At 69.4% G+C, this 23,625-nt stretch carries 10 protein-coding genes; 8 read left to right on the top strand and 2 right to left on the bottom strand.

Features of this window, described 5'->3' with window-relative positions:
- The first annotated feature begins 173 nt into the window (after positions 1-173).
- Positions 174-5,357, top strand: a complete 5,184-nt coding sequence (locus tag AU192_RS13020; protein ID WP_064396745.1) for a type I polyketide synthase — start codon at positions 174-176, stop codon at positions 5,355-5,357.
- 20 nt (positions 5,358-5,377) lie between these two features.
- On the opposite strand, the gene AU192_RS13015 is transcribed toward AU192_RS13020, so the two are convergent.
- Positions 5,378-7,060 (bottom strand): (2,3-dihydroxybenzoyl)adenylate synthase, encoded by a 1,683-nt coding sequence (locus AU192_RS13015; protein WP_064396744.1) that lies wholly within the window; start codon positions 7,058-7,060, stop codon positions 5,378-5,380.
- A 102-nt stretch (positions 7,061-7,162) separates the two neighbouring features.
- On the opposite strand from AU192_RS13015, the gene AU192_RS13010 reads away from it, so the two are divergent.
- Positions 7,163-10,648 carry a non-ribosomal peptide synthetase gene (locus AU192_RS13010; RefSeq protein ID WP_064396742.1) on the top strand — a complete coding sequence of 1,162 codons (3,486 nt, stop codon included), beginning with the start codon at positions 7,163-7,165 and terminating at the stop codon, positions 10,646-10,648.
- 4 nt (positions 10,649-10,652) lie between these two features.
- On the opposite strand, the gene AU192_RS13005 is transcribed toward AU192_RS13010, so the two are convergent.
- Positions 10,653-11,513 (bottom strand): LLM class F420-dependent oxidoreductase, encoded by an 861-nt coding sequence (locus tag AU192_RS13005; RefSeq protein ID WP_064396739.1) that lies wholly within the window; start codon positions 11,511-11,513, stop codon positions 10,653-10,655.
- Between the two features lie 122 nt (positions 11,514-11,635).
- Here AU192_RS13005 and AU192_RS13000 point away from each other — a divergent pair, with 122 nt between their 5' ends.
- The 6 genes from AU192_RS13000 to AU192_RS12975 all read left to right on the top strand — a co-directional run.
- The gene (locus tag AU192_RS13000; protein WP_064396738.1) at positions 11,636-13,462 is read left to right on the top strand and encodes an ABC transporter ATP-binding protein; all 1,827 of its coding nucleotides are present in this window, start codon (positions 11,636-11,638) and stop codon (positions 13,460-13,462) included.
- A complete protein-coding gene (locus AU192_RS12995) occupies positions 13,459-15,195 on the top strand; it encodes an ABC transporter ATP-binding protein (protein ID WP_064397364.1) in 1,737 nt (578 codons plus the stop codon). The genes AU192_RS13000 and AU192_RS12995 overlap by 4 nt, the downstream gene beginning before the upstream one ends.
- Positions 15,196-15,443: 248 nt before the next feature.
- Positions 15,444-16,190, top strand: a complete 747-nt coding sequence (locus tag AU192_RS12990) for a thioesterase II family protein (RefSeq protein ID WP_064396736.1) — start codon at positions 15,444-15,446, stop codon at positions 16,188-16,190.
- Positions 16,180-17,511 carry a beta-ketoacyl [acyl carrier protein] synthase domain-containing protein gene (locus AU192_RS12985; protein ID WP_064396734.1) on the top strand — a complete coding sequence of 444 codons (1,332 nt, stop codon included), beginning with the start codon at positions 16,180-16,182 and terminating at the stop codon, positions 17,509-17,511. The genes AU192_RS12990 and AU192_RS12985 overlap by 11 nt, the downstream gene beginning before the upstream one ends.
- Complete coding sequence (gene mbtD / locus AU192_RS12980; protein ID WP_064396733.1) at positions 17,508-20,450, top strand: mycobactin polyketide synthase MbtD; 2,943 nt, start codon at positions 17,508-17,510, stop codon at positions 20,448-20,450. The genes AU192_RS12985 and mbtD overlap by 4 nt, the downstream gene beginning before the upstream one ends.
- Positions 20,447-23,625: non-ribosomal peptide synthetase (locus AU192_RS12975; protein WP_120275620.1), on the top strand; the 3,179-nt coding region annotated here is incomplete at its 3' end. The genes mbtD and AU192_RS12975, both read left to right, overlap by 4 nt.

Here is a 23,625-nt window from a genome sequence, read left to right as displayed (position 1 = left end):
TACGTGCCTCGACCGTCGGCGGATTGACGTCGCGGCAAGCTAATTCGAACGTGATCGGCACCACGTTCGGCAGGCCTGCGTAGGTTCCACAAATGAGCCCGGTTATGCCAGTATTGCGGCCATGGCGTGTGGCTTCTTAGGCAAGGCTATCCAGGCTTCGGGACAAAGCTGACGTGACCGATACCGCCCCATCCGAGGATTCCGCACGCCCCGACGCGGTCGCGATCATCGGGATCGGCTGCCGCGTTGCCGGTGCGATCGGCACGCCGGAACAGTTCTGGACCTTCCTGCTCGACGGCGGCAGCGACGTGCGCGAAGTTCCGCCGGAGCGCTGGGAGCCATACCTTCAGCGGGATCCCCGCAATGCGGCGGTGCTCAAGGATGTCACCCGGTGGGGAACGTTCCTCGACGACCTGGCCGGGTTCGACGCCGAGTTCTTCGGCGTCTCACCGCGCGAGGCCGAGCTGATGGACCCCCAGCAGCGGTTGGCGCTCGAGGTGAGCTGGGAGGCGCTCGAGCACGCCGGCGTTCCGCCGAAGTCGTTGGCGGGCAGCGACACCGCGGTGCTGATGGGCGTCAACTCCGACGACTACGGCAAGCTGATCATGGAAGACCTGCCGGGCATCGAAGCCTGGACCGGCATCGGCACGTCGCTGTGCGGCATCGCCAACCGCGTCTCACACCTGCTCGACCTGCGCGGCCCCAGCGTCGCTCTCGACGCGGCGTGCGCGGCCTCGCTGGTCGCGGTGCACCAGGCGTGCCAGATGCTCAATGCCGGTGAGACGTCGCTGGCGCTGGCCGGCGGGGTCAGCGCACTGATCGGACCGGGTCTGACCCGGGTGCTCGACGTGGCGGGCGCGACCGCGCCCGACGGCAGATGCAAGACCTTCGACGCCTCGGCCGACGGCTACGGGCGTGGCGAAGGCGCAGGCGTGGTGGTGCTCAAGCGCCTCGCCGACGCCATGCGCGACGGCGACCACGTCTACGCGGTGGTGCGGGGCGGCGCGGTGGCGCAGGACGGGCGCACCGTCGGCATCATGTCGCCCAACGGCGACGCGCAGGCCGACATGTTCCGGCGCGCATGCCACTTCGCCGGCATCGCGCCCGCGAGCGTCGGCTTCGTCGAAGCGCACGGCACCGGCACTCCCTCCGGCGACCCCACCGAGGTCGGGGCGCTCGCGTCGGTCTACGGCGCCGACCGGCCCGCCGACGCGCCGTGCCGGATCGGGTCGGTGAAGCCCAACGTCGGCCACCTCGAGGGCGGCGCCGGCGTGGTGGGGCTCATCAAAGCCGCACTGGCACTGCATCATCGGACCATTCCCCCGACGGCGGGCATCACCTCGCTGACGCCGGCCGTCGACTGGGCCAACAGCGGCCTGCGGGTCCCGACGCGGGTCGAGCCCTGGGACAGTTCCGACGGTGCGCCGCGGCGGGCCGCGGTGTGCAGTTACGGCTACGGCGGGACCATTGCCCACGTGCTCCTGGAGGAAGCGCCCGATGCGCCACCGTCCACGCAAGATGAACCCGCACAACGACTTCCGGCGATCATTCCCGTCTCGGCGCGCAACGTCGCCCGGGTGCGCACCCAGGCGGGTGCGCTGGCCGAATACCTGCGAGACCATCCCGTCCCGATCGACGACGTCGCGACGACGCTGTGGACGCGACGTTCGCACGAACCGGCCAGGGCGGCCGTCGTTGCCGACGACGCCAACGGTGCGGCGGCCGCGCTGACCGCACTGGCCGACGACGTCCCCGACCCCTCGGTGGTCACCGGTACCGTGCTGCCGGCCGCGGCCAACGGCGCGGTCTGGGTGTTCTCCGGCCACGGCTCGCACTGGGCCGGTATGGGTGGCGAACTGCTCATGGCGGCACCGGAATTCGCCGCTGTGATCGACGCGATCGATCCGGTGTTCACCGCGGAGCTGGGATTCTCGGCGCGCCAGGCGCTGACCACCGGAGAGCTCGGCGGGACCGACCAGGTGCAGGCGCTGACGTTCGCGATGCAGGTGGGTCTGGCCGCGATGCTGCGCTCGCGCGGCGTCACCCCGGCCGCGGTCATCGGACACTCAGTCGGCGAGGTCGCGGCCTGCGTCACGGCGGGGGTTTTCGACCTCACCGGCGGCGCCGCGGTGGCGGGTTACCGCGCCCGCGGCTTCCGGTCGGTGATGGGCAAGGGCGCGATGGCGCTCGTGCGGCTCCCGTTCGCCGAAGCCGAACGGCGGCTGGCCGGCCAGACCGACGTGGTGGCGGCGATCAGCGCGTCGCTGGAGTCGACAGTGATATCCGGCACGGTCGATGCGGTCGAGGACGTCTGCCAGGAGTGGACCGAGCAAGGCTTCATGGTGCGTCGCGTCAACACCGACGTCGCCTTCCACAGCCCCGCGATGGACGCGCTGACCGGCGAGCTCGGACGCCTCACCGCTTTGCTTCCGCCGTCACGCACACCTGAGATTCCGCTGTACACAACGGCGTTGGCTGATCCCCGCTCGGCGGCGCCACGCGATCAGCACTATTGGGTGGCCAACCTGCGCGACCGGGTGCGGTTCGCTGAAGCCGTTTCGGCGGCCATCGAGGACGGGCATCGGCTGTTCCTCGAGGTGTCGGCGCACCCGGTGGTGGCGCACTCGATCGTCGAGACGCTCACGACAGCCGGCGCCGACCAGCACGCGGTCGTGCCGCTGTTACGTCGTGAGCGCCCCCAGATGCATTCGGTGGCAACCGCGGTCGCCGCACTGCACTGCCACGGCGCGCCGATCGAGCACCAGCTGTCGTCGGCGTCCTGGGTGGCAGATCTCCCGGTGACGCAGTGGCACCACCGCCACTTCTGGCGCACTCCCACCTCTCCGCCAGGCGGGCGAGGTGTGCACGACGTCGACACCCACACCCTGCTCGGCGGCCGGATCGAGGTGACCGGCGCGGTCGCTTCCAAGATGTGGCAGACGCGCGTGGACCTGGACTCCCGCCCGTATCCGGGCGACCACCCGGTGAAGGGCACCGAAATCGTGCCCGCCGCCGTCATCGTCAATACCTTTCTCGGTGCCGCCAACGAGCTGGACACGCGCTGCGACCGCGCGGGCAGGGACCTCGTCGACGTCCGGCTGCGCACCCCGGTGGCGCCGGGACGCGCCCGCGACGTGCAGGTGGTCCTGCAGGACCACGGGCTGACGTTGGCCACACGCCTCGTCGACGACGACGAGGACACCGTCGACGGCGGCTGGTTGACCCACAGCAGCGCGGTGGTCGCAGCCGACGACGACATCGAAGACCTCCTCGGGGAGGTACTCGACGAGTCGTCCGCACGCGACGGCTGCCGTGATCTACTGCCGTCGAACCACGTGGTGGACACGCTGGCGACGCTGGGTGTGGCCGCGATGGGCTTCGACTGGGAGATCCTCGAACTGCACGGCGGCGACGGCGAACTGCTCGCCAAGGTCGCCGCGCGCGGGGACCGTACGACACCGGACACCTGGGCCCCGCTGCTGGACGCGGCGACCTCGGCGGCCTCCACGGTGTTCGACGGGCCACCGCGACTGCGGATGCCCGCCCACATCGACCGCGTGCAGGTGCACGGCCGACCGCCGGCGGTGGCGCTGCTGCACGTTCGGCGCAGGCGCGGAACCACCACGACCGATGTCTTACTCGCCGAAGAGTCCGGCAAGGTCCTCGCCTCGCTGACTGGCATGTCGTTCGAGGAGCTGGAAAACCCGTCCGGCAGCGATGTTTCCCGGATGCTGCACCGGCTCTCGTGGCAGCCGGTGCCGTGGCAGCCCGACAGCCGGCCCGGGGCGGTCGTGATCGTCGGCGGAGACGCCGCCATCCGCGAGTTCGTGACGCGGGACCTGTCGGCTGCCGAGGTGCCGCATGCGCTTTACCGCGATGCGGCCGAGATCACCTCTGCGGCTGAGTCGTTCGGCCGCGACACCGTCGTGCTGGTGCTCCCGAACGCGCACGACACACCGGAACAGTCGGTCGCTGTGGTGACGCAGACGCTGCGCGGGTTGCTCGACCACGGCGCCAAGGCGAGGATGTGGGTGCTCACGCAGGGCGTGTACGAGGGCGCGAACGTGGCGCACGCACCGCTGTGGGGTCTGGCAAGGGTCGCTGCCGCCGAACACCCGAAGACCTTCGGCGGTGTGATCGACGTGGCCGCAGCCGAACTGCCGGTCGGAGTCCTCTCATCGGTGCAGGGCCATCCGGTCGTGGCCTTCCGCGACGGTGCGGCCCAATCGGCTCGGCTGTCCGCGGCGGGGCGGGGGACCGGAGCGCCGATGCAATGCTCGGCAGGCGGCACCTATGTCATCACCGGCGGCACCGGTGCGCTCGGCTTGCGGATGGCGCAGCGGCTTGCTGACATCGGCGCGCGGCGACTGGTGTTGCTCTCCCGCACCGGCATGCCCGATCGTTCGCAGTGGCAACCGGATTCGGATCTGGTCCACACGGTCACCGCACTCGAGGAGCGCGGTGTGTCCGTGCGCGTGGTGGCGTTGGACATCGCCGCGGCAGGGGCGGCCGCCGCGCTGCGCGCCGCGCTGCGCGACCTGCCTCCGGTGCGCGGGGTGATCCACGCCGCCGGTGTCGAAGCGGGTGCGCTGTTGGTCAACACGACGCCCGAGGACTTCACCGCGGCGATGCGTCCCAAGGTCGACGGGACGCTGACCCTTCACGAAGTCTTCCCACCCGAACAGTTGGACTGGCTGGTGCTGTTCTCGTCGTGCGGCTACCTCGCCGGCTTCCCCGGCCAGGGCGCCTACGCATGCGCGAACTCGTTCCTCGACGGAATGGCGCGCCACCGGCGGGCGCTCGGTGACCGCACCGTCAGCGTCGCCTGGACCGCGTGGCGTGGCCTGGGCATGGGCTCGACGTCCGGGTTCGTGGCGGCGCAACTGGACGCGCTGGGCATGGACACCATCGGGGCGGATGAGGCGATGCGCGCACTCGACCTGGCGATGCGCCACGACGATCCGAACGTCGTTGTGCTGCCGCTCCTTTCGGCGGCGGCGTCGGTGCCGATGCTGGCCGATGTGGCCCCGACCGAACTCGATGCCCCCGGAGGCGACGATGCGCCGGAGGCGAGCCTGGTGGACGCCGATCCCGAACGCGTCGCCCAGGTCGTCACCGCCGCGGTGGCCGCACAGCTGGGCGTGGCCGAGGCCGACGTCGACACCGGTTTGCCGCTGGTGGAGGTCGGCGTGGACTCGATCATGACGGTCGGGTTGCTCAAGCAGCTGGAGAAGCAGACCGGGTTGTCGTTACCGCCGACGCTGCTGTGGGAGTACCCGACGGCGGCGGCGGTCTCCGAACGCCTCGTCGAGCTGCTCGGCGCACCGGAGGGTGCGGAGACGGTCGAGGTGTCCTGACCGGCGCCGCCCGCGCGGGGTCATGACGTCAGCGCAGCGACGACCTTCTTCTTGTCGACCTTGCCGACCGCGGTCTTGGGCAGCGTGGGTAGCGGTGCCAGCACGTCGGGCCTGCAGTGCGCCGAGACCCCCCGCTCGTCGAGGAACTTGTTGAGCTCGGCCAGGGTGATCGGGGCGCCCTTGAACACGACTGCGGCGCAGATCTTCTCGCCGAGAAACTCGTCGGGCAGTGCCACCGCCGCGGCGGTGTAGACCGCCGGGTGGGCGAACAGATGCTCTTCGAGGTCCGACGCCGACACCGTCTCACCGCCGCGGTGGATGACGTCCTTGATGCGGCCGGTCACCTCGACGTAGCCGGCGCGCGGGCCGTCGGGGAAGATCCGGACGCGGTCGCCGCTGCGGTAGAAGCCGTCCGGAGTGAACGAGCGCGCGTTCGCCTCCTCGGCGCGGTAGTAGCCGTTGAGCGTGTAGGGGCCGCGCACCAGCAGCTCGCCCTCTTGACCGGGCACCACCTGCGCGCCGGACTCGTCGACCACGCGCATCTCGTCGTGCGGCGACATCGGCCTGCCCTGGGTGTTGACCACGACGTCGACCGGATCGCCGGGACGGGTGAAGTTGAGCATGCCCTCGGCCATGCCGAAGATCTGCTGCAGCCCGGGCGTGAGCCCGGACAGGATGTACTCGGCCTCCTGCGGTGTCATCCGCGAACCGCCGACCTGGACGAGCCGCAGCCCCGTCGGAAGCACCGGCTCCCACTCGCACGCCTGGGTCCACACCTTGGCCAGCGCGTTGACCAGCGCGGTGACCGTGACCCTGTGCCGGTCGATCAGCGCGAACGCGGCCTCCGGACTGGCGTCGGTGGTGAAAACCGATGTCGCTCCGACGGTCATCGACCCCAGCAGTCCCGGGCAAGCCAGCGGGAAATTGTGCCCGGCGGGCAATACCACGAGGTAGACGTCATCGCCGGTCAGGTGGCACTCCTGCGCGCTCGTCCTGGCGGTGTAGAGGTAGTCGTTGTGGGTGCGGGCGATGAGCTTCGGCAGTCCGGTGGTGCCACCCGACACGAGAAGGAGGGCGGGCGCGTCGGGGTCGGCCGGCGGTCGCTCGGCCAGAGGACCGTCGAAATCGGCCAGCGTGGAACAGGATTGGAACCGGCCCGGGTCGCCGTGGACGAACACGTGCCGTAGCGCCGGGTTGTTTCTGACGAGTTCGTCGGCGAGTTCGCGGTAGTCGAACCCGCCGACCGAATCTGGCACGATCAGGCCCACCGCACCGCTGACCGCGGCGAAATGGTTCAGCTCCGCCGACCTGTGCCCCGGCAGGCACATCACCGGGACGACGCCGGCCCGCAGCACACCGAACAACGCAACGGCGAACTCGCAGGTGTTCGGCAACTGCAGCAGCATGCGGTCGCCGGGGAGGATGCCGTACTCGGCCAGCGCCGCCGCGATCCGCTCGGCGCGCTCATCGAGTTCGGCGAACGTGTAGCTGACGTGGTCGTCGATGACGGCGGTCCGATCGGGCCACGCCGCGACCGCATCTTTGAGGATCGACTCGAGTGGTTCATCGGTCCAGTAGCCCGCGCGACGGTACTCGTCGGCGCGGTCTGCGGGGAACGGCACGAAACCCGTCATGAGGTCGCCGAGCCCGCCTTTCTGAAGCGGTTGATCTGCCTGCGGGCGCTGCTCGAAACCGGTGCTCATGAAGGATGCGACCCCTTGGGGTAGGTGTGTTCGGTAGGTCGCATATAAGGTAGCGTGCCCCGCGTTAGTTAGGGCAGCCTGTACTAATCCGGAGGACACGTCGTGGGTGTGGGTGAGACTGGATCGTCGACAGAGCGAACGACCGATCGCACCGTCCGCGAGGAGGTCGCCGAGCTCCTCGGGGTGAGTCCCGACGAGGTCGACCCGCACGCCGACCTGATCGCCTCCGGGCTCGACTCGATCCGCATGATGTCGCTGTCGGGCCGGTGGCGCAAACAGGGCATGGACATCAACTTCGCCGCTCTCGCGGAGAACCCGACCGTGGCGGCGTGGTCGGCACTGGTGGCCGAGCGGTCCGGTGGCGGCGGCGCCGAACCGGCGGCCGAGCCCGCGCAGACCGGCGACGAGGACCAACCCTTCCCGTTGGCGCCGATGCAGCACGCGATGTGGTTGGGCCGCAACGACGATCAGCAGCTCGGCGGCGTTGCGGCGCACCTGTACGTCGAATTCGACGGTGCCGGCGTCGACCCCGAGCGGTTGCAGCACGCGGCCACCAAACTCATTGCGCGCCATCCGATGTTGCGCGTCGAGATCCTTCCCGACGGGACGCAGCGCATCGGTGACCGCGGCTTGCCCGTGACGGTCCACGACCTGCGTGACCTCGACGCCGAGGCCGCCGAGCAGCGACTCGAGTCCATCCGGCACGAGAAATCGCACCAGATCCTCGACGGTGACGTGCTGGAGTTGAGCTTGTCGCTGCGTCCCGACGGTCGCACCCGGCTGCACGTCGACATGGACATGAACGCCGCCGACGCGGTGAGCTACCGCAAGTTCATGGCCGACCTCGCGGTGTTCTACCTCGGCGGTGATCTTCCCGATCTGGGTTACACCTACCGGGAGTACCGCGCCGCACTGGCCGCGTCCGATCCGGGCCCCTCGGACGAGGATGTGCGGTGGTGGGCCGAGCGCATCCCCGACCTTCCCGAATCGCCCGCGCTGCCGCTGATTCCGCCTGCCGAACAGGACAACCCCCGGCGCAGCGTGCGGCTCTGGCACATCTTCGACGTCCCGACCCGCGACGCCTTGTTCGCCGCCGCGCACCGTCGTGGCATCACGCCCGCGATGGCCGTCGCGGCGTCGTATTCCCATGCGCTGGCGCGCTGGTCGAGCGGTTCGCGGTTCCTGCTGAACCTGCCGATGTTCGGCCGTGAGCCGTTCCATCCCGACGTCGAGAGACTCGTCGGCTGCTTCACGTCCTCCTTGATGCTCGACATCGACCTCACCGAAGCCCGCACGCCCGCACAGCGGGCACGCGCCGTGCAGGAGACCCTGCACAACACCGCACGGCACTCGAGGTACTCGGGCCTGTCGGTGTTGCGCGACCTCGGCCGCCACCGCGGCCACCAGGTGCTGGCGCCGATCGTCTACACCAGCGCACTGGGGCTCGGCGACCTGTTCGCCGGCGAGGTCACCGACCAGTTCGGGGCACCGGTCTGGACGATCTCGCAAGGCCCGCAGGTGCTCATCGACGCGCAGGCCACCCCGCTCGCCGACGGCCTGATGATCAACTGGGATGTGCGCGTCGACGCGTTCCGGGCCGGCGTGGCCGAGGAGATGTTCGCCTACCACCTCGCCGAGCTGACCCGGCTCGCGACCGACGACGCCGCCTGGGACGCACCCGATCCGCCCGCGGTGCCCGAGGCGCAGCGAGCCGTGCGGCAGGCGGTCAACAGCACCACCGCGCCGCCGAGCGGTGAGGCGATCCACGACGGGTTCTTCAACCGAGCGCTCGCCGACCCCGAGGCCCCGGCGGTGTTCAGCAGCGACGGCGAGCTGACCTATGGAGGACTTCGCGTCCGGGCCCTGAGCGTGGCGGCGACGTTGCGCGACAACGGGGTTCGGCCCGGTGATCTCGTCGCGCTGATCGGTCCCAAGTGTGCCGAACAGATTCCTGCGGTGCTCGGCATCCTCGCGGCGGGCGCCGCCTATCTCCCGATCGGTGCGGACCAACCCGCTGAGCGCACCGCCCGGATTCTCGAGTCGAGCACGGTGGCCGCGGTCCTGGTATGCGGCGGCGCGCAGACGAACCACACGGGCGTGCCGGTCATCGCCGTCGCCGACGCGGTCACCCGCGGCGCCGACGCGCAACCTGTCCAGACCGACCCGAATTCGCTTGCCTACGTGCTGTTCACCTCGGGTTCGACCGGCGAGCCCAAGGGTGTGGAGCTCACCCACGACGCGGTGATGAACACCATCGAGTTCGTCTCCGAGCACTTCGGGTTGCACCGGGGCGATCGCAGCCTGGCGCTGGCCTCGTTGGAGGCCGACATGTCGGTGCTGGAAATCTTCGCGCTGCTGCGCGCGGGCGGTGCGGTCGTTGTGGTCGACGAGGATCAACGCCGCGATCCGGACGCCTGGGCGCGGTTGATCCAGCAGCACGGGGTGACATTCCTGAACTGGATGCCCGGATGGCTCGACATGCTGCTCGAGGTCGGCGGTGACCGCCTGACGAGTTTGCGGGTTGTGCTGCTCGGCGGCGACTGGGTGCGACCGGAACTGATTCGAGCCCTGCGCGACTCGGCTCCGGGCGTTCGCGCCGCCGGTTTGGGCGGGGCGACCGAGACCGCGGTGCACGGCACGATCTGCGAGGTCGACGATCCGTCCGCGCACTGGACGTCGGTGCCCTACGGGACCCCGTTCCCGAACAACGCCTGCCGCGTGGTGGCCGCCGACGGGTCGGACTGCCCCGACTGGGTGCCCGGCGAACTGTGGTTCACCGGCCGCGGCATTGCGCGTGGATACCGCGGGCGACCCGACCTGACGGCCGAGAAGTTCGTCGAGCACGACGGCCGAACCTGGTACCGCACCGGCGATCTCGTCCGCTATCTTCCCGACGGGACGCTGGAGTTCGTCGGCCGTGTCGACCACCGGGTCAAGATCAGCGGATACCGCATCGAACTCGGTGAGGTCGAGGCCGCCCTCAAGCGGGTCGCCGGAATCGACGCCGCGGTCGCCGCCGTCATTCCCGGCGAACGCGATGTGCTCGCGGCGTTGGTACGCACCGACGACCCCGCAGTCGATGCGCGGACGGTCACCGAGGCCATGACCGATCTCGTGCCCGCCCACATGATCCCGAAGATCATCGCGGTGTCCGACCGAATCCCGTTCACCGTCAACGGCAAGATCGACCGCAAGGCCGTGGCGCGGCTGCTCGCTGACGTGGAACCGCCTGCGGCACAGGAGTACCGGGCGCCGGCCACACCATTGGAGTCGGCGTTGGTGGCGATCGTCGAAGACGTGCTCGATGTCGACGACGACGTCCGCGTGGGTACCGACGACGACTTCTTCTCCCTCGGAGGGGATTCCGTGCTGGCCACCCAGGTGATCGCCCGGGTGCGCGACTGGCTGGACACCCCGACGGTGTTGGTCACCGACATGTTCGCCGCCCGGTGCGTCGCCAAACTCGCCGAACGACTCCTGGGCCGCGAACCCGATGACGAGCGGCTCAACGCCGTCGCCGACGTGTACCTGGAGGTCGCGCAGATGGACAGCGCCGCGGTGCTGTCAGAGCTCGAGTCGTCCGCCTAGGGCCTCAGCGAAGGGCGCTGGCCAGCCGTCGCCACTGCTCGCGCGGGAACTCGCGCGGATCGGCGGTCAGCACCTGCACGCACACGTGGTCGGCGCCGGCGTCGTGATGCTGCTGAACGCGCTCCAGCACGGTCTGTTCGTCGCCCCAGGCGATGATCGCGTCGAACAACCGGTCGCTGACCGTCGCCACGTCCTCTTCGGTGAAGCCCGACCGCAACAGGTTGTTGGCGTAGTTGGGCAGCGCCAGATACGAACGCAGCCAATCGGTTCCGAGCGCGCGGGCCTCGTCGGCGTCGGTGGTGAGCAGCACCGTCTGCTCGGGGAGCAGCAGCGGACCCTCGCCGAGCTGCTCGCGGGCGTAGCGCGTGTGATCCGGGGTGACCAGATAGGGGTGAGCGCCGCGCGCCCTGGTCGCGGAGAGTGCGAGCATCTTGGGGCCCAGGGCCGCGAGCACCCGGTTGGCGACCGGGACCGGCTGGGGAGTCGCATCGATGTCGTCGAGGTACTTGCGGGTCGCCGCGAGTGGCTTGCGGTAGAGCCCCGGTTCCTTCGAATCGATCAGCGGGGCATGGCTGACCCCGATGCCCAACAGGAAGCGCTCGCCGTGCGTGTCGATCAGCGAGGCGTAGCGAGCGGCCACGTCGGCGGGCTCGTGCATCCAGAGGTTGAGGATTCCGGTGGCGATCACCACCTGCCTCGTCGCCGAGAGCAGGTGGTCCACCGAATCGAGGACCGGCCCGCCGACGTCGGGGATCCACAGGGCCGAGAAGCCGAGATCCTCCAGCTCCGCGGCGGCCTCGGCCGCTTCACCCTGATCGCCGTAACGCAACTGCGAACTCCAGATACCGACGCCTGCCAGGTCCATGAACGATCCCTTCGAAAGGTGTGAGCCCGTACTCGACGCCTTCACGTTACGTAGCGGCCGCCGCCTCATAGGCGACCGGTAGGGTTAGGCGACCCTTACCCACCGCTATACCTGGAGGGTGCATGACCGCTGTGCAACCCGCGCCCGCCATCGAGACGGGTCCCCCCGAAACCGCGGCCGATGCGGCCAAGCGCGCAGCCACCTACGACAAGCTCGCGCTGCAGCAGCTGCTCGCCCCCACCCGGGCGCGCTCGTCGCGCGCGCAGCGGTACCAGCTGCTGGCCTCGGCGGCGACGATCGTGCCGTTCATCGGCATCGTGGAGATCGGCCGTGAACTGCTCGCCGACGGACCGCCGGACACCGCAAGGCTCTGGACCGTCGTTGCCATCGTCGTCGTCGCGCTGCTGGTGCGCACGCTCGCCGGCGGTGCCGCGCTCACGATCACCCACTTCGCCGACGTCGATCTGCAGCGGTCGTTGCGGCTGCGGATCGTCGACAAGCTGGGCCGGTTGCCGCTGGGCTGGTTCGGCAGCAAGTCGTCGGGCGAGGTGAACAAGGCCGTCCAGAACGACGTCGGCGAACTGCACTTCCTGGTCGCCCATTCGGCGGTGGAGAACACCGGAGCGCTGGCCACCCCGCTGTTCGGCCTCATCTACTGCTTCTACCTCGACTGGCGGCTGGGCCTGCTGGCAATGGCCACCGTGCCGTTCTACATCGGCATCTACCTCGCGCTGGGGCGTGACTCCCGAACGCAGATGGAACGGCTCGACCGGGGCGTCGAACGGATCAGCGCCACCATCGTCGAGTTCATCGCCGGGGTGTCGGTGGTCAAGACGTTCGGCCAGGCCGGCAAGGCGCACAAGCGTTTCGCCGACGCCGCCGACGAGTTCAACGAGAGCTTCGCGGGATGGATCGGACCGCTGGTCCGGGTCAAGGCGGTGTCGTCGGTCTTCATCGACACCCCGGTCCTGCTGCTGGCCAACCTGGCCGGCGGATACTGGTTCGTCCGCAGCGGCTGGGTCAGCCCGATCGAGGTGCTGGGCTCGACGCTGGTCGCGGTGACCATCCCGGCGGCCGTGCTGACCGTCGGCTACTCCACGCACATCAAACGCCAGGCCGCGGCCGCCGCCGGGCGCCTGCAGCGCCTGCTGGACACACCAGTGCTGCCCGTCGCGCGCGAACCGCAGGTACCGCAGGACAATTCGATCCGATTCGAGGATGTCCGGTTCTCCTACGACGGCGAGAACACCGTCCTGCACGACGTGTCGCTCACACTTGAAGCCGGGACCATCACCGCGCTGGTCGGGCCGTCGGGCAGCGGCAAGTCCACGCTGGCCACGCTCGTGCCGCGCTTTCACGATGTCACCGCGGGCGCGGTGCGCGTCGGTGGTGTCGACGTACGCGACATCGCGCCCGCCGAGCTGTACCGGCACGTCGGGTTCGTGCTGCAGGACGTGCAACTGCTCGGCATCAGCGTCGCCGACAACATCCGCCTCGGCCGCGCCGACGCCACCGACGAGGACGTCGTCGCCGCGGCCAAGGCCGCCCGAATCCACGACCGGATCTTGCAGCTGCCAAGAGGATATGACTCCGTCATCGACGAGGACGCGCACTTCTCCGGTGGTGAGGCTCAGCGCGTGAGCATCGCGCGCGCCGTGCTGGCCGATACGCCGATCCTGGTGCTCGACGAGGCGACCGCCTTCGCCGACCCCGATTCGGAGGCCCAGATCCAAGAGGCGTTGTCGCGGCTGATCGTCGGGCGCACCGTGCTGGTCATCGCCCACCGGCTCGGCTCGATCGTGTCCGCCGACAACGTGGTCGTGCTGGATCACGGGCGCGTCGCCGAACAAGGCAGCCATGACGAACTGCTCGCCGTGGGCGGGCAGTACGCGCGCATGTGGCAGTCCTACACGGCAGGGCACGCACGGGAATGGGAGGTGGCCCGATGATCCGGGGCTTTCTGCAGATCCTCGGCCCGCAGCGGGGCCGGATGTTCAGTTTCCTCGCGGTGGTGACCGCCTACGGCATCCTGCACGGGCTGGTGATGCTGCTCCTGGTGCCTGTCACGGAGTCGCTGTTCGACGGCGACTACGCCGCCACCGGCCGCTGGCTGGGCCTGATGGCGATCACCGTGCTGGTCGCGTCGGTGCTCAGCTACGTTCAAGCCAAGCTCGCGATCCGCATGGCGCTGACCACGATGCGGCTGCTGCACCACCGGCTCGGTGACCACATGGTGACCCTGCCGTTGGGGTGGTTCAGCCGCGAGACGGTCGGCAAGGTGTCCCAGATCGCAGTCAAGGGAACGGTTTTCGTCGGCACAAGCGGCGGAAACCTGGTCACCCCGCTGGTGGTCAACACCGTCAGCGCGGTGACCGTAGTGGCCGGCCTGTTCTACTTCGACTGGCGGATCGGACTCGTCGCATTGGTCGGCGGGGCGCTGCTGGTGATGTGCGGGCGGTTCGCCTCCCGTCTGATCGCAGGCGCCGAGGTGCGCACCCACGATGCGGCGATCGAGGTCAACAACCGGGTGATCGAGTTCGCGCGCTACCAACCCGTGCTGCGGGCCTTCGGACGCACCGGGGCCGACTACACGCCGCTTGGCGACGCGCTGCAGACGCAGCATCGCGCCGGACGTGCCGCCCTGTGGCAGTCGGTGACCGGGCTCCTTCTGAACGGCGTTGCGGTGCAGGCGGTTTTCTCGGCGCTGATCGCGGCGGGTGTGTGGATCGCGGTCCAGGGCGACATCAACCCCGTCACGCTGGTGGCCATCCTCGGGCTCGCCGCCCGGTTCGCCTCACCGCTGTCGCAGCTGGCCGAACTCGGGTCCGCGGTCAGGCTGGCGACCGCGGAGCTTCAGCGCATCACCTCCATTTTGGACACCCCGTCGTTGGCCGAGCCGGCCACCGCGAGCGCGCTTCCGGCGCCCGGCCGCGTCGAGCTCGACCGTGTCGCGTTCGGCTACTCGGATCGCAAGGTGCTCACGGACGTCAGTTTCGTCGCCGAACCGGGCACGATGACCGCGCTGGTCGGCCCGTCGGGCTCGGGGAAGTCGACGATCACCAAGCTGATCGCGCGCTTCTACGACGTCGACGGCGGCGTGGTCCGGGTCGGGGGCGTCGACGTGCGCGACCAGCTGACCGCGGACCTGATGGCGCAACTGTCTCTGGTCTTCCAGGACGTGTACCTGTTCGACGACACGCTGTGGGAGAACATCCGCATCGGTCGGCCCGACGCCGACGATGCCGCCATCGTGGAGGCGGCTCGCACCGCGGGCCTGTTGTCGGTCGTCGAGCGCCTGCCCGACGGCTGGCAGACCCCGGTCGGTGAAGGCGGTTCGGCACTCTCGGGCGGCGAACGGCAGCGGGTGTCGATCGCGCGGGCACTGGTCAAGAACGCGCCCATCGTGCTGTTCGACGAGGCGACCAGCGCGCTGGACCCGGAGAACGAACATCACGTCGCCGAGTCCATCCGAACGCTGGCCCAACACAGCACCGTCGTCGTGATCGCACACAAGCTGTCCACGGTCACCGCCGCCGACAACATCGTCGTGCTGTCCGCCGACGGCTCGGTCGAGGACCAGGGCAGCCATGCCGAGCTGATGGCCCGCGGCGGCCAGTACGCGCAGTTCTGGAATCAACGCGTCGCCGCCAGCGGGTGGGTGATGGCCGCCGCGGAAGGATAACTGCGTTCGCGCACGTCAGAACCGGTAGAGCTACGCGGAGCGGCGAAGCGGACGGACCGGGATGCCCCTTAGCGGAGGGGCGACGTAGGCGTGTCCGGGGCGCGAAGGATAGGGTAACCTCACTTCCGATTTAGGACAGCCTGCGCTAATCACACGGAGGAATTCATGAGTGTTTTCACCGCGGAATCGCAGGCCCGCTCATCGCACCTGTCCGGTCTTCGACGCCGCCCCGACGCGACTCCGACGCGATGATCGACGAACGGAGCCAGCTAACCTTCGCGCCCTGGATCAAACGTTCCGCGGGACAGTCGTCCGACGGTGCGACCATCGTCTTCCCGCACGCCGGCGGCGCGGCCGCGGCCTACCGCGCGTTCGCCTCGGCGCTGGCCCGCACCGGTGACGACGCGTACGTGGTCCAGTACCCGCAGCGCGCGGACCGGCTCCGCCATCCCGCACCGGAGACGGTGCAGGATCTGGCCGCCGACCTGTTCGCCGCGGGCGACTGGTCCGAACTGGGACCGCTGCGCTTGTTCGGCCACTGCATGGGTGCGGTGATCGCATTCGAGTTCGGCCGCGTGGCCGAGCGCAACGGCGTTCCCGTCCGCCAGCTGTGGGTCTCGGCGAGCCAGGCCCCCTCGACCATCGCCACCTCACCGCGCCTGCCGACGGCCGCGACCGAAGTCGTCGCCAACATGGTCGACCTCGGCGGGACCGACCCCCGCCTGTTGGCCGACGAGGACTTCATCGAACTGCTCGTTCGCGCGGTGCGTGCGGACTACGAGGCGTTCAACCGCTACGCGTGTGAACCCGACGTCCGCCTCGCCGCCGACATACACACCATCGGTGGCCGCAACGATCACCGAATCAGCCCAGACATGTTGCGCGGATGGGAGACTCACACCCAGGGCACTTTCACGCTGTCGTTGTTCGACGGCGGCCACTTCTACATCAACGACCATCTCGACGCCGTCGCGGAGTTGGTCAATGCCGGTTAGCGCGCCCGACGGCGTCGGCGACGATCCGATCGTCATCGTGGGGATGGCGATCGAGGCGCCGGGAGGAATCGACACCGTCGAGGACTACTGGGATCTGCTGGTCAACCGCCGCGAGGGCCTGTGCCCGTTCCCGCGGGACCGCGGCTGGTCGGTCCGCGACATCCTCGACGGGTCGGCGCGCGACGGGTTCAAGCGCATCCACGATCTCGGCGGATTCCTCGCTACCGCAGCCGAATTCGATCCGGAGTTCTTCGGAATCTCCCCGCGGGAAGCGGTCGCGATGGATCCGCAGCAGCGGGTCGCGCTCCGGGTGGCGTGGCGGGCACTGGAGAACAGCGGCATCAACCCCGACGACCTCGCGGGCCACGACGCCGGCTGCTATGTGGGCGCTTCGGTGATGGGCTACGGTCCCGACCTTGCCGAATTCTCCAATCTGACCGGGCATTTGATGTCGGGCACCGCGCTCGGCGTGATCTCGGGGCGCATCGCTTACACCCTCGGTCTGGCAGGTCCCGCGTTGACCATCGACACCTCGTGTTCGTCGACGCTGACCGCGATCCACACCGCTTCACAGTCGCTGCGGTCGGGAGACTGCGACCTGGCGCTGGCCGGCGGTGTCTGCGTGATGGGCTCAGCCGGCTTCTTCGTCGAATTCTCCAAACAACACGCGCTGTCCGACGACGGTCACTGCCGGCCCTACAGCGCGCAAGCCAGCGGAACCGTATGGGCCGAGGGCGCGGTCATGTTCGTCCTGCAGCGCCGGTCGCGGGCGCTGCGCGACGGACGCCACGTTCTCGCCGAGTTGCGGGCGACCTGCCTCAACCAGGACGGCCGCTCGGTCGGGCTGACGGCACCGAGCGGCCCGGCGCAGGCGCGGTTGTTCGCACGGGCCCTCGAACAGAGTGGACTGCGCCCGCACGACATCGGGATGGTCGAGGGGCACGGCACCGGCACCCGGCTCGGGGACCGCACCGAGCTTATCTCGCTCGCCGGGACCTACGGCGCCACCGAACCCGGCCGGGGACCGCTGCTCGGCTCGGTGAAGTCCAACCTCGGCCACACCCAGGCCGCCGCCGGGGGACTCGGCCTGGCCAAAGCCCTGATCGCCGCCGAACACGGCGCCATCCCCGCCAGCTTGCACACCGATGAGGCAAGCCGCGAAATCGACTGGGAAAGCCAAGGATTGCGCCTGGCATCGGAGCTGACGCCCTGGCCCGCCACCAACGGTGAGCGGTTCGCGGCGGTCACCGCGTTCGGCATGAGCGGCACCAATGCCCACGTGATCGTGTCGGTTCCGTCGCGCCGTCCCGAGGCGGCATGATGGTCACTGGTTTCCCCGACGGCCGGGTGCCCGTCGTGTTGAGTGCGCACGCCGAGGAACTGCTGGCGGCCGACGCCGAGGCGATACTGCGCTACCTCGATCGCGAGCCCGACGTGGCGGCGGTGGCCTCGACCTTGCTGCGCACCCGGCGCATACGCAGGCACCGCGCGGTCGTGCGCGCCGCCGACACCGCCGAACTGGCCGAGGGGCTCCGAGCGATCGCCGACGGCGGTACGCACCCGCTGACGGTCCGCTCGTCGCAATCAACTGCGGCGCGAACGGTTTTCGTCTTCCCCGGACAGGGCAACCAGTGGCCGTCCATGGGGGCGGACGCCTACCGGCGGTCCACGGTGTATCGCACGCACGTCGACCAATGCGCCGAGGCGTTCGTCGCCGCGGGCGAGCCGTCACCGCTGCCGTACCTGACCGCGGAGACCAACGGCGGTTCCTGGTCGCAGACACAGATCCAGTCGGCGCAGTTCACCCATGCCGTCGCGCTTGCCCAGATGTGGCGCTCATGCGGAATCGCACCCGACATGGTGGTCGGGCACAGCCTCGGTGAGGTCGCGGCCGCCTACGTCGCCGGGAGCATCGCGCTGCCCGACGCGGCCGCTGTGGTCATCGCCCGAGCCAGGGCAGTCGAGCGGCTTTCCGGTGACTACGGCATGGCCGCGCTGGGGGTTTCACTCGCCGACGCCGAGCGGTTGATCGAATCGACGCCCGGGTGGCTCGAGGTGTCGGCGGTCAACGCCGCCGCGTCGGTGGCGGTGGCGGGGGAGCGCGCAGCGATCAGCGCGCTCGTCGCGACCGCGACCGAACATGGCCTGTTCGCCCGCGAACTGGACGTGAACTATCCGGGACACACCAGTGCGCTGGAGCGGGTGCGCGAGGACCTGCTCGCGATGCTTCCCGACACCGAGTTCGGCGACGCCCCAGTCGAGTTCATCGGCTCCACCACTACCGACGTGGTGCCCGCGGGCACCACGTTCACCTCCTACTGGTACCAGAACCTGCGCAACACCGTGCGATTCGACCGGGCCGTTGCGGCCGCGGCCCGCCGCGGTGCCACGGCGTACATCGAGATGTCGGCGCATCCGGCCCTGCTGTTCGCGCTTGGCGACCTGCTGGCCGACGAGGACCCACTGGTTATCGGATCGGGGCATCGCGACCTTTGCGCCATCGACGCGATGTCGACCAGCATCGCCACCGCCGCGGTGGCCAACCCCGAATTTCGCTGGGCCGATTTGGTCGACGTCACTGCGCATCCCCAGCTGCGCGGCTTCCCGAACGCGCCGATGCGGGCGGTGCGACTGTGGGCACAACCACAGCCGCTGGCCCCGGTCTACGGTCTCACCGTCGCCCATGAGAAATGGGACGCCAACGCCGCGCGACCAGACCAGATCGCGCGGCGCGTCGCCGTCGTCGAGCTTGCCGGCCCGCGCGGGCCGCTCGGTGAACAGCTGCGCTCGGCGTTGCGGGACAACGGATCTGACATGGTCGAGCCGTCCGACGCTGAGCTCGTCGTCGCCGTGGCACCCCTACTCGACCATCCCGACGCCGAACGCGCGGCCCACGACATCTCCCAGCTCGTCGGCGAGGGCCTGCTTGATTACGTCGACGCGTCGGGACCGCACTGCCGCGCGGTGTGCCTGGTGACGGTCGGCGGTGAGCACGTCCAGCCGGGGGAGCCGGTCGCGTTGCCCGCGCAGACCGCCCTGGCGGCGATGCACCGCAGTCTCGGCTTCGAGCGACCCGAGCAGGCGTTCAGGCATCTCGACCTGCCCTCCTGGGAACCCGACAACACCCTCACCGCCGCGGCGGTCAGCGCACTTCTGTCCGGCGGCGACGAGGTTGCCGTGCGCGACAATGGTTCGGGTCCAAAGGTTTTCCTCCGCTCCGTCGCGGAGGCGATGGAACCCGCACCCTCGTGGCTCTCGGCGCCCGGCGCGTTCGACGACGTCGTGATCACCGGCGGTAACGGCGCGGTGGCATTGCATTTCGCCCGGTATCTGGCCGCCCACGGGGCACGCCGCATCGTGCTGCTCAGCCGCCGCGGTGTCGACGCCGCCACCGAGGCCGAACTCGCCGCGACCGCACCGGGCCTCGACGTGGTCGCGCCGCGGTGTGACATCACCTCCGCCGAGGAGGTGGCCGCGGCGGCCGAGGAGTTCGGCGGCGACGGTGCGTCTCTGCTCATCCATGCGGCGGGCGCGGCGGCCTTCGCCGATCGGGACGAGCTCACATCGGAGACGTTCGCCGAGGCGGCGGCCGCGAAGATCGGCGGGCTGGCCAGGGCGGCCGAGCTCTGGCCGATGCGCTGTGATGGTCGAATCCTGGTGTGCTCCTCGGTGTCCGGAGTGTGGGGTGGCCGCGCACACGCCGCATACTCGGCCGCCAACCGGATGCTCGACGTGATGGCGGGCCAGTTGCGGGCCAAGGGGCAGCACTGCGTGGCCGCCAGGTACGGATTGTGGCGCGGCAGCGGCATCGCCGACGCAGACGAGGTGACCAAGATCGAGCGCTCCGGGCTGCTGGCGATGTCCCCGGACGCCGCCGTCGAGGCCAGCCTGCGCGACCACGGCGAGGATCCGCTGCTGTTCAGCGCGGACCAGGCTCGGTTGCGGGTGTTCTTGGAGAGCCGGACGGCAGAGCACCACGAAACAGCCGTGGCCGCACCGGAACCCGCGGGCGACACCACGGCGGTGGTGACGTCGGAGCTGGGTGCGGTGCTCAACATCGAGGCGAGCTCGATAGACCTCGAGACGTCGTTGCTCGACCTGGGGGTCGACTCGCTCCTGGCTTTGGATCTGCGTAAACGGCTGCAACGGGCGACCGGACACAAGGTGTCGCTGGCGGTCCTGCTCGGCGGCGTTACCGGCGGCGAACTCATCGCCGACCTCGACAGCAAAGAACGATCAGAGAAGGTGGACAACGCGTGACTGACACGGTCGATATTCGCGAGCAGGTGGAGGACCGCCGGCTGGAGCTGTTGCGCCGCAAGCTCGCCGAGCGGGGTCTGCGCGGTGAGAACACCTCGACCGACCAACAAGACGGACTGTCCGACGGCCAGCGCCGCATGTGGTTCGTCCAAGCGGCCGACCCGACCGGGGCGATCCTCAACATCAGCCTGTCCTACCGACTCACCGGCCACCTCGATGTCGCCCGGTTGCACGACGCCGTCAAAGCAGTCGCCGCGCGTCACGCCGCGCTGCGCACCACCTACGGCGTCGACGAAGACGGCGAACCACAACCGACCGTCCACGACGACCTGATGCCGGGCTGGACCGTGCACGACCTGACCGAGCTGTCCGAGCATGCGCGCCGGCTGCGCCTGGAGGTGCTGGCCCAGCGCGAGTTCTGCGCCCCCTTCGATCTGAGCACCGACTCGCCGCTGCGGCTCACCGTTGTGCGCACCGCGCCCGACGAACACGTCATGCTGCTCGTGGCGCACCACATCGCCTGGGACGACGGCTGCTGGCAGGTCTTCTTCGGCGATCTCACGCGCGCGTACGCGGGTGAGGCCTTGGCGCCCGCGGTAACACCACCGTCGCACGCGCTGGGCCCGGTCGACGAGGACCTGGACTATTGGCGCGACACGCTCGCCGACCCGCCCGAGCCGCTGGAGCTGCCCGGGCCGAACGGTTCTGCGGTGCCGACGAACTGGCGTTCGCAGCGGTTGACGCTGCGATTGCCGGACGCAACGGTCGAGCGGGTCGCCGCGCTGGCCAAGGAGGCAGGTGCCACGCCGTACATGGTGCTGCTGGCCGCCTTCGGGGTACTGCTGCAGCGCTACACCCATGCCGATGACTTCCTGGTCGCCACACCGGTGCTCAACCGCACCGCCGACGTCGAGGACGTGATCGGGTACTACGGCAACACGGTGGCGCTGCGCCTGCGGCCCGGCGCCCATGAGAGCTTCCGCGACGTCCTCGCACACGCCCGCGACACCGCGGTCGGTGCGTTCGCTCATCAGCGCGTCAACCTCGACAGGGTGGTACGCAAACTGAACCCCGACCGCCGCCACGGCGTGGAGCGGATGACGCGGGTGACCTTCGGTGCGCGCGGCGCCGACGGGCAGGGCTTCAACCCGCCCGGAATCATCTGCCGCCGAGCCGAATTACGCGGCCATCTCACCCAGCTGCCGCTGGGCTTCATGGTGGAGTTCGACGCACCCGGGATCGTTGTGGAGGCCGAGTACCTCGTCGAGATCCTCGAGGCGCCGCTGGTGCGCCAGCTGCTCGAGCACTACGCGGTGCTGCTCGATGACGCGCTTCAGCGCCCCGACCTTCCCGTCAATGAGCTCGAACTGATGGCGCCCGAGGACATCGAATGGTTGCGCCGGGTCTCGGCGGGAGAAGAATTCGACACCGCACCGTCGACCATGACGGCACTGGTGGAGGCGCAGGCGGCGCGCACACCCGACACCGTCGCCGTGGTCTACGAGGGACGCAACTACACCTACCGGGAACTCAACGAGTCTGCGAACCGGTTGGCGCACTGGCTGATCGAACGCGGTATCGGCACCGAGGACCGCGTGGCGGTGCTGCTGGACCGCTCACCGGAGCTGGTGATCACCGCGCTCGGCGTGATCAAGGCCGGCGCGGTGTATCAGCCTGTCGACCCGACGTACCCCGAAGACCGGCTGACGTTCATCCTGTCGGACTCCGATCCGAAAATGGCCATCCGCGAACCGATCACCGATCTCGACCGGTTCCCGACCACCAACCCCACCGAAGCCGAGCGCGTCCGCCCGCTGTACCCGGAGAGCACCGCCTACCTGATCTACACCTCGGGTTCGACCGGTCTGCCCAAGGGTGTCCCGGTGGCCCACAAGCCGGTCGCCGAGTATTTCGTCTGGTTCAAGGGCGATTACGGGATCGATGACAGCGAGCGGCTGCTGCAGGTCGCCTCACCGAGCTTCGACGTCTCGATCGCCGAGATCTTCGGCATGCTCGCGTGCGGCGGCCGGCTGGTCATTCCGCGCCCGGACGGTCTCCGCGACGTCGGCTACCTCACCGACTTGCTGCACGACGAAGGCATCACCTCAATGCATTTCGTGCCCTCGCTGCTGGGCCTGTTCCTGTCACTGCCCGGCGTCAACCAGTGGCGGACACTGCAACGGGTGCCCATCGGCGGCGAGGCGCTGCCCGGTGAGCTGGCCGACAAGTTCCACGCCACATTCGATGCGCTGCTGCATAACTTCTACGGACCGACCGAGACCGTCATCAACGCGAGTCGGTACAAGGTCGAGGGTAAGCAGGGCACCCGGATCGTGCCGATCGGCAAGCCCAAGATCAACACCCAGATCCACCTGCTCGACGACGCCCTGCGGCCGGTCCCGGTCGGTGTGATCGGCGAGATCTACATCGGCGGAACACATGTCGCGCACGGTTATCACGACCGGCCCAAGCTGACCGCGGAGCGGTTCGTCGCCGACCCGTTCAACCCCGGCGGCCGGCTCTACCGATCGGGGGATCTGGCCCGTCGCAACGCAGACGGCGACATCGAGTTCGTCGGCCGTGCCGATGAGCAGGTCAAGATCCGCGGATTCCGCATCGAACTCGGCGAGGTGGCCGCGGCGATCTCCGTCGACCCGAGCGTCGGTCAGGCGGTCGTGGTGGTCAGCGACCTGACCGGTGTGGGCAAAAGCCTCGTCGGCTACGTCACGCCGGCCGAAGACATCGAATCGGTGGATGTCGAGCGGATCCGCAACCGGGTCGCCGCCGCTCTGCCGGAGTACATGACCCCGGCGGCCTACGTCGTGCTCGACGAGATCCCGATCACCGCGCACGGCAAGATCGACCGGGCGGCGCTACCCGAACCCGACATCGACTCCGGTGCAGTGTTCCGCGAGCCGGCCGACGGTACCGAACGCCGGATCGCCGACCTGTTCGCCGAACTTCTGGAACGAGACCGCATCGGCGCCGACGACTCGTTCTTCGACCTCGGCGGCCACTCGCTGCTGGCCACCAAACTCGTTGCCGGGGTGCGCAGTGCGTTCAACGTCGACATCGGCGTGCGCGAGGTCTTCGAACTGGGCACCGTGGCCGCCCTGGCGCAACGGATCGACTCGTCATCGACCGACGGCGGTCCCACCCGCCCCAGACTGGTCCC

Origin of the sequence: Mycobacterium lehmannii (assembly GCF_001499925.1) — a bacterium.
Taxonomy (GTDB): Bacteria; Actinomycetota; Actinomycetes; order Mycobacteriales; family Mycobacteriaceae; genus Mycobacterium; species Mycobacterium lehmannii.
This window is presented reverse-complemented; position numbering and strand designations above follow the sequence as displayed.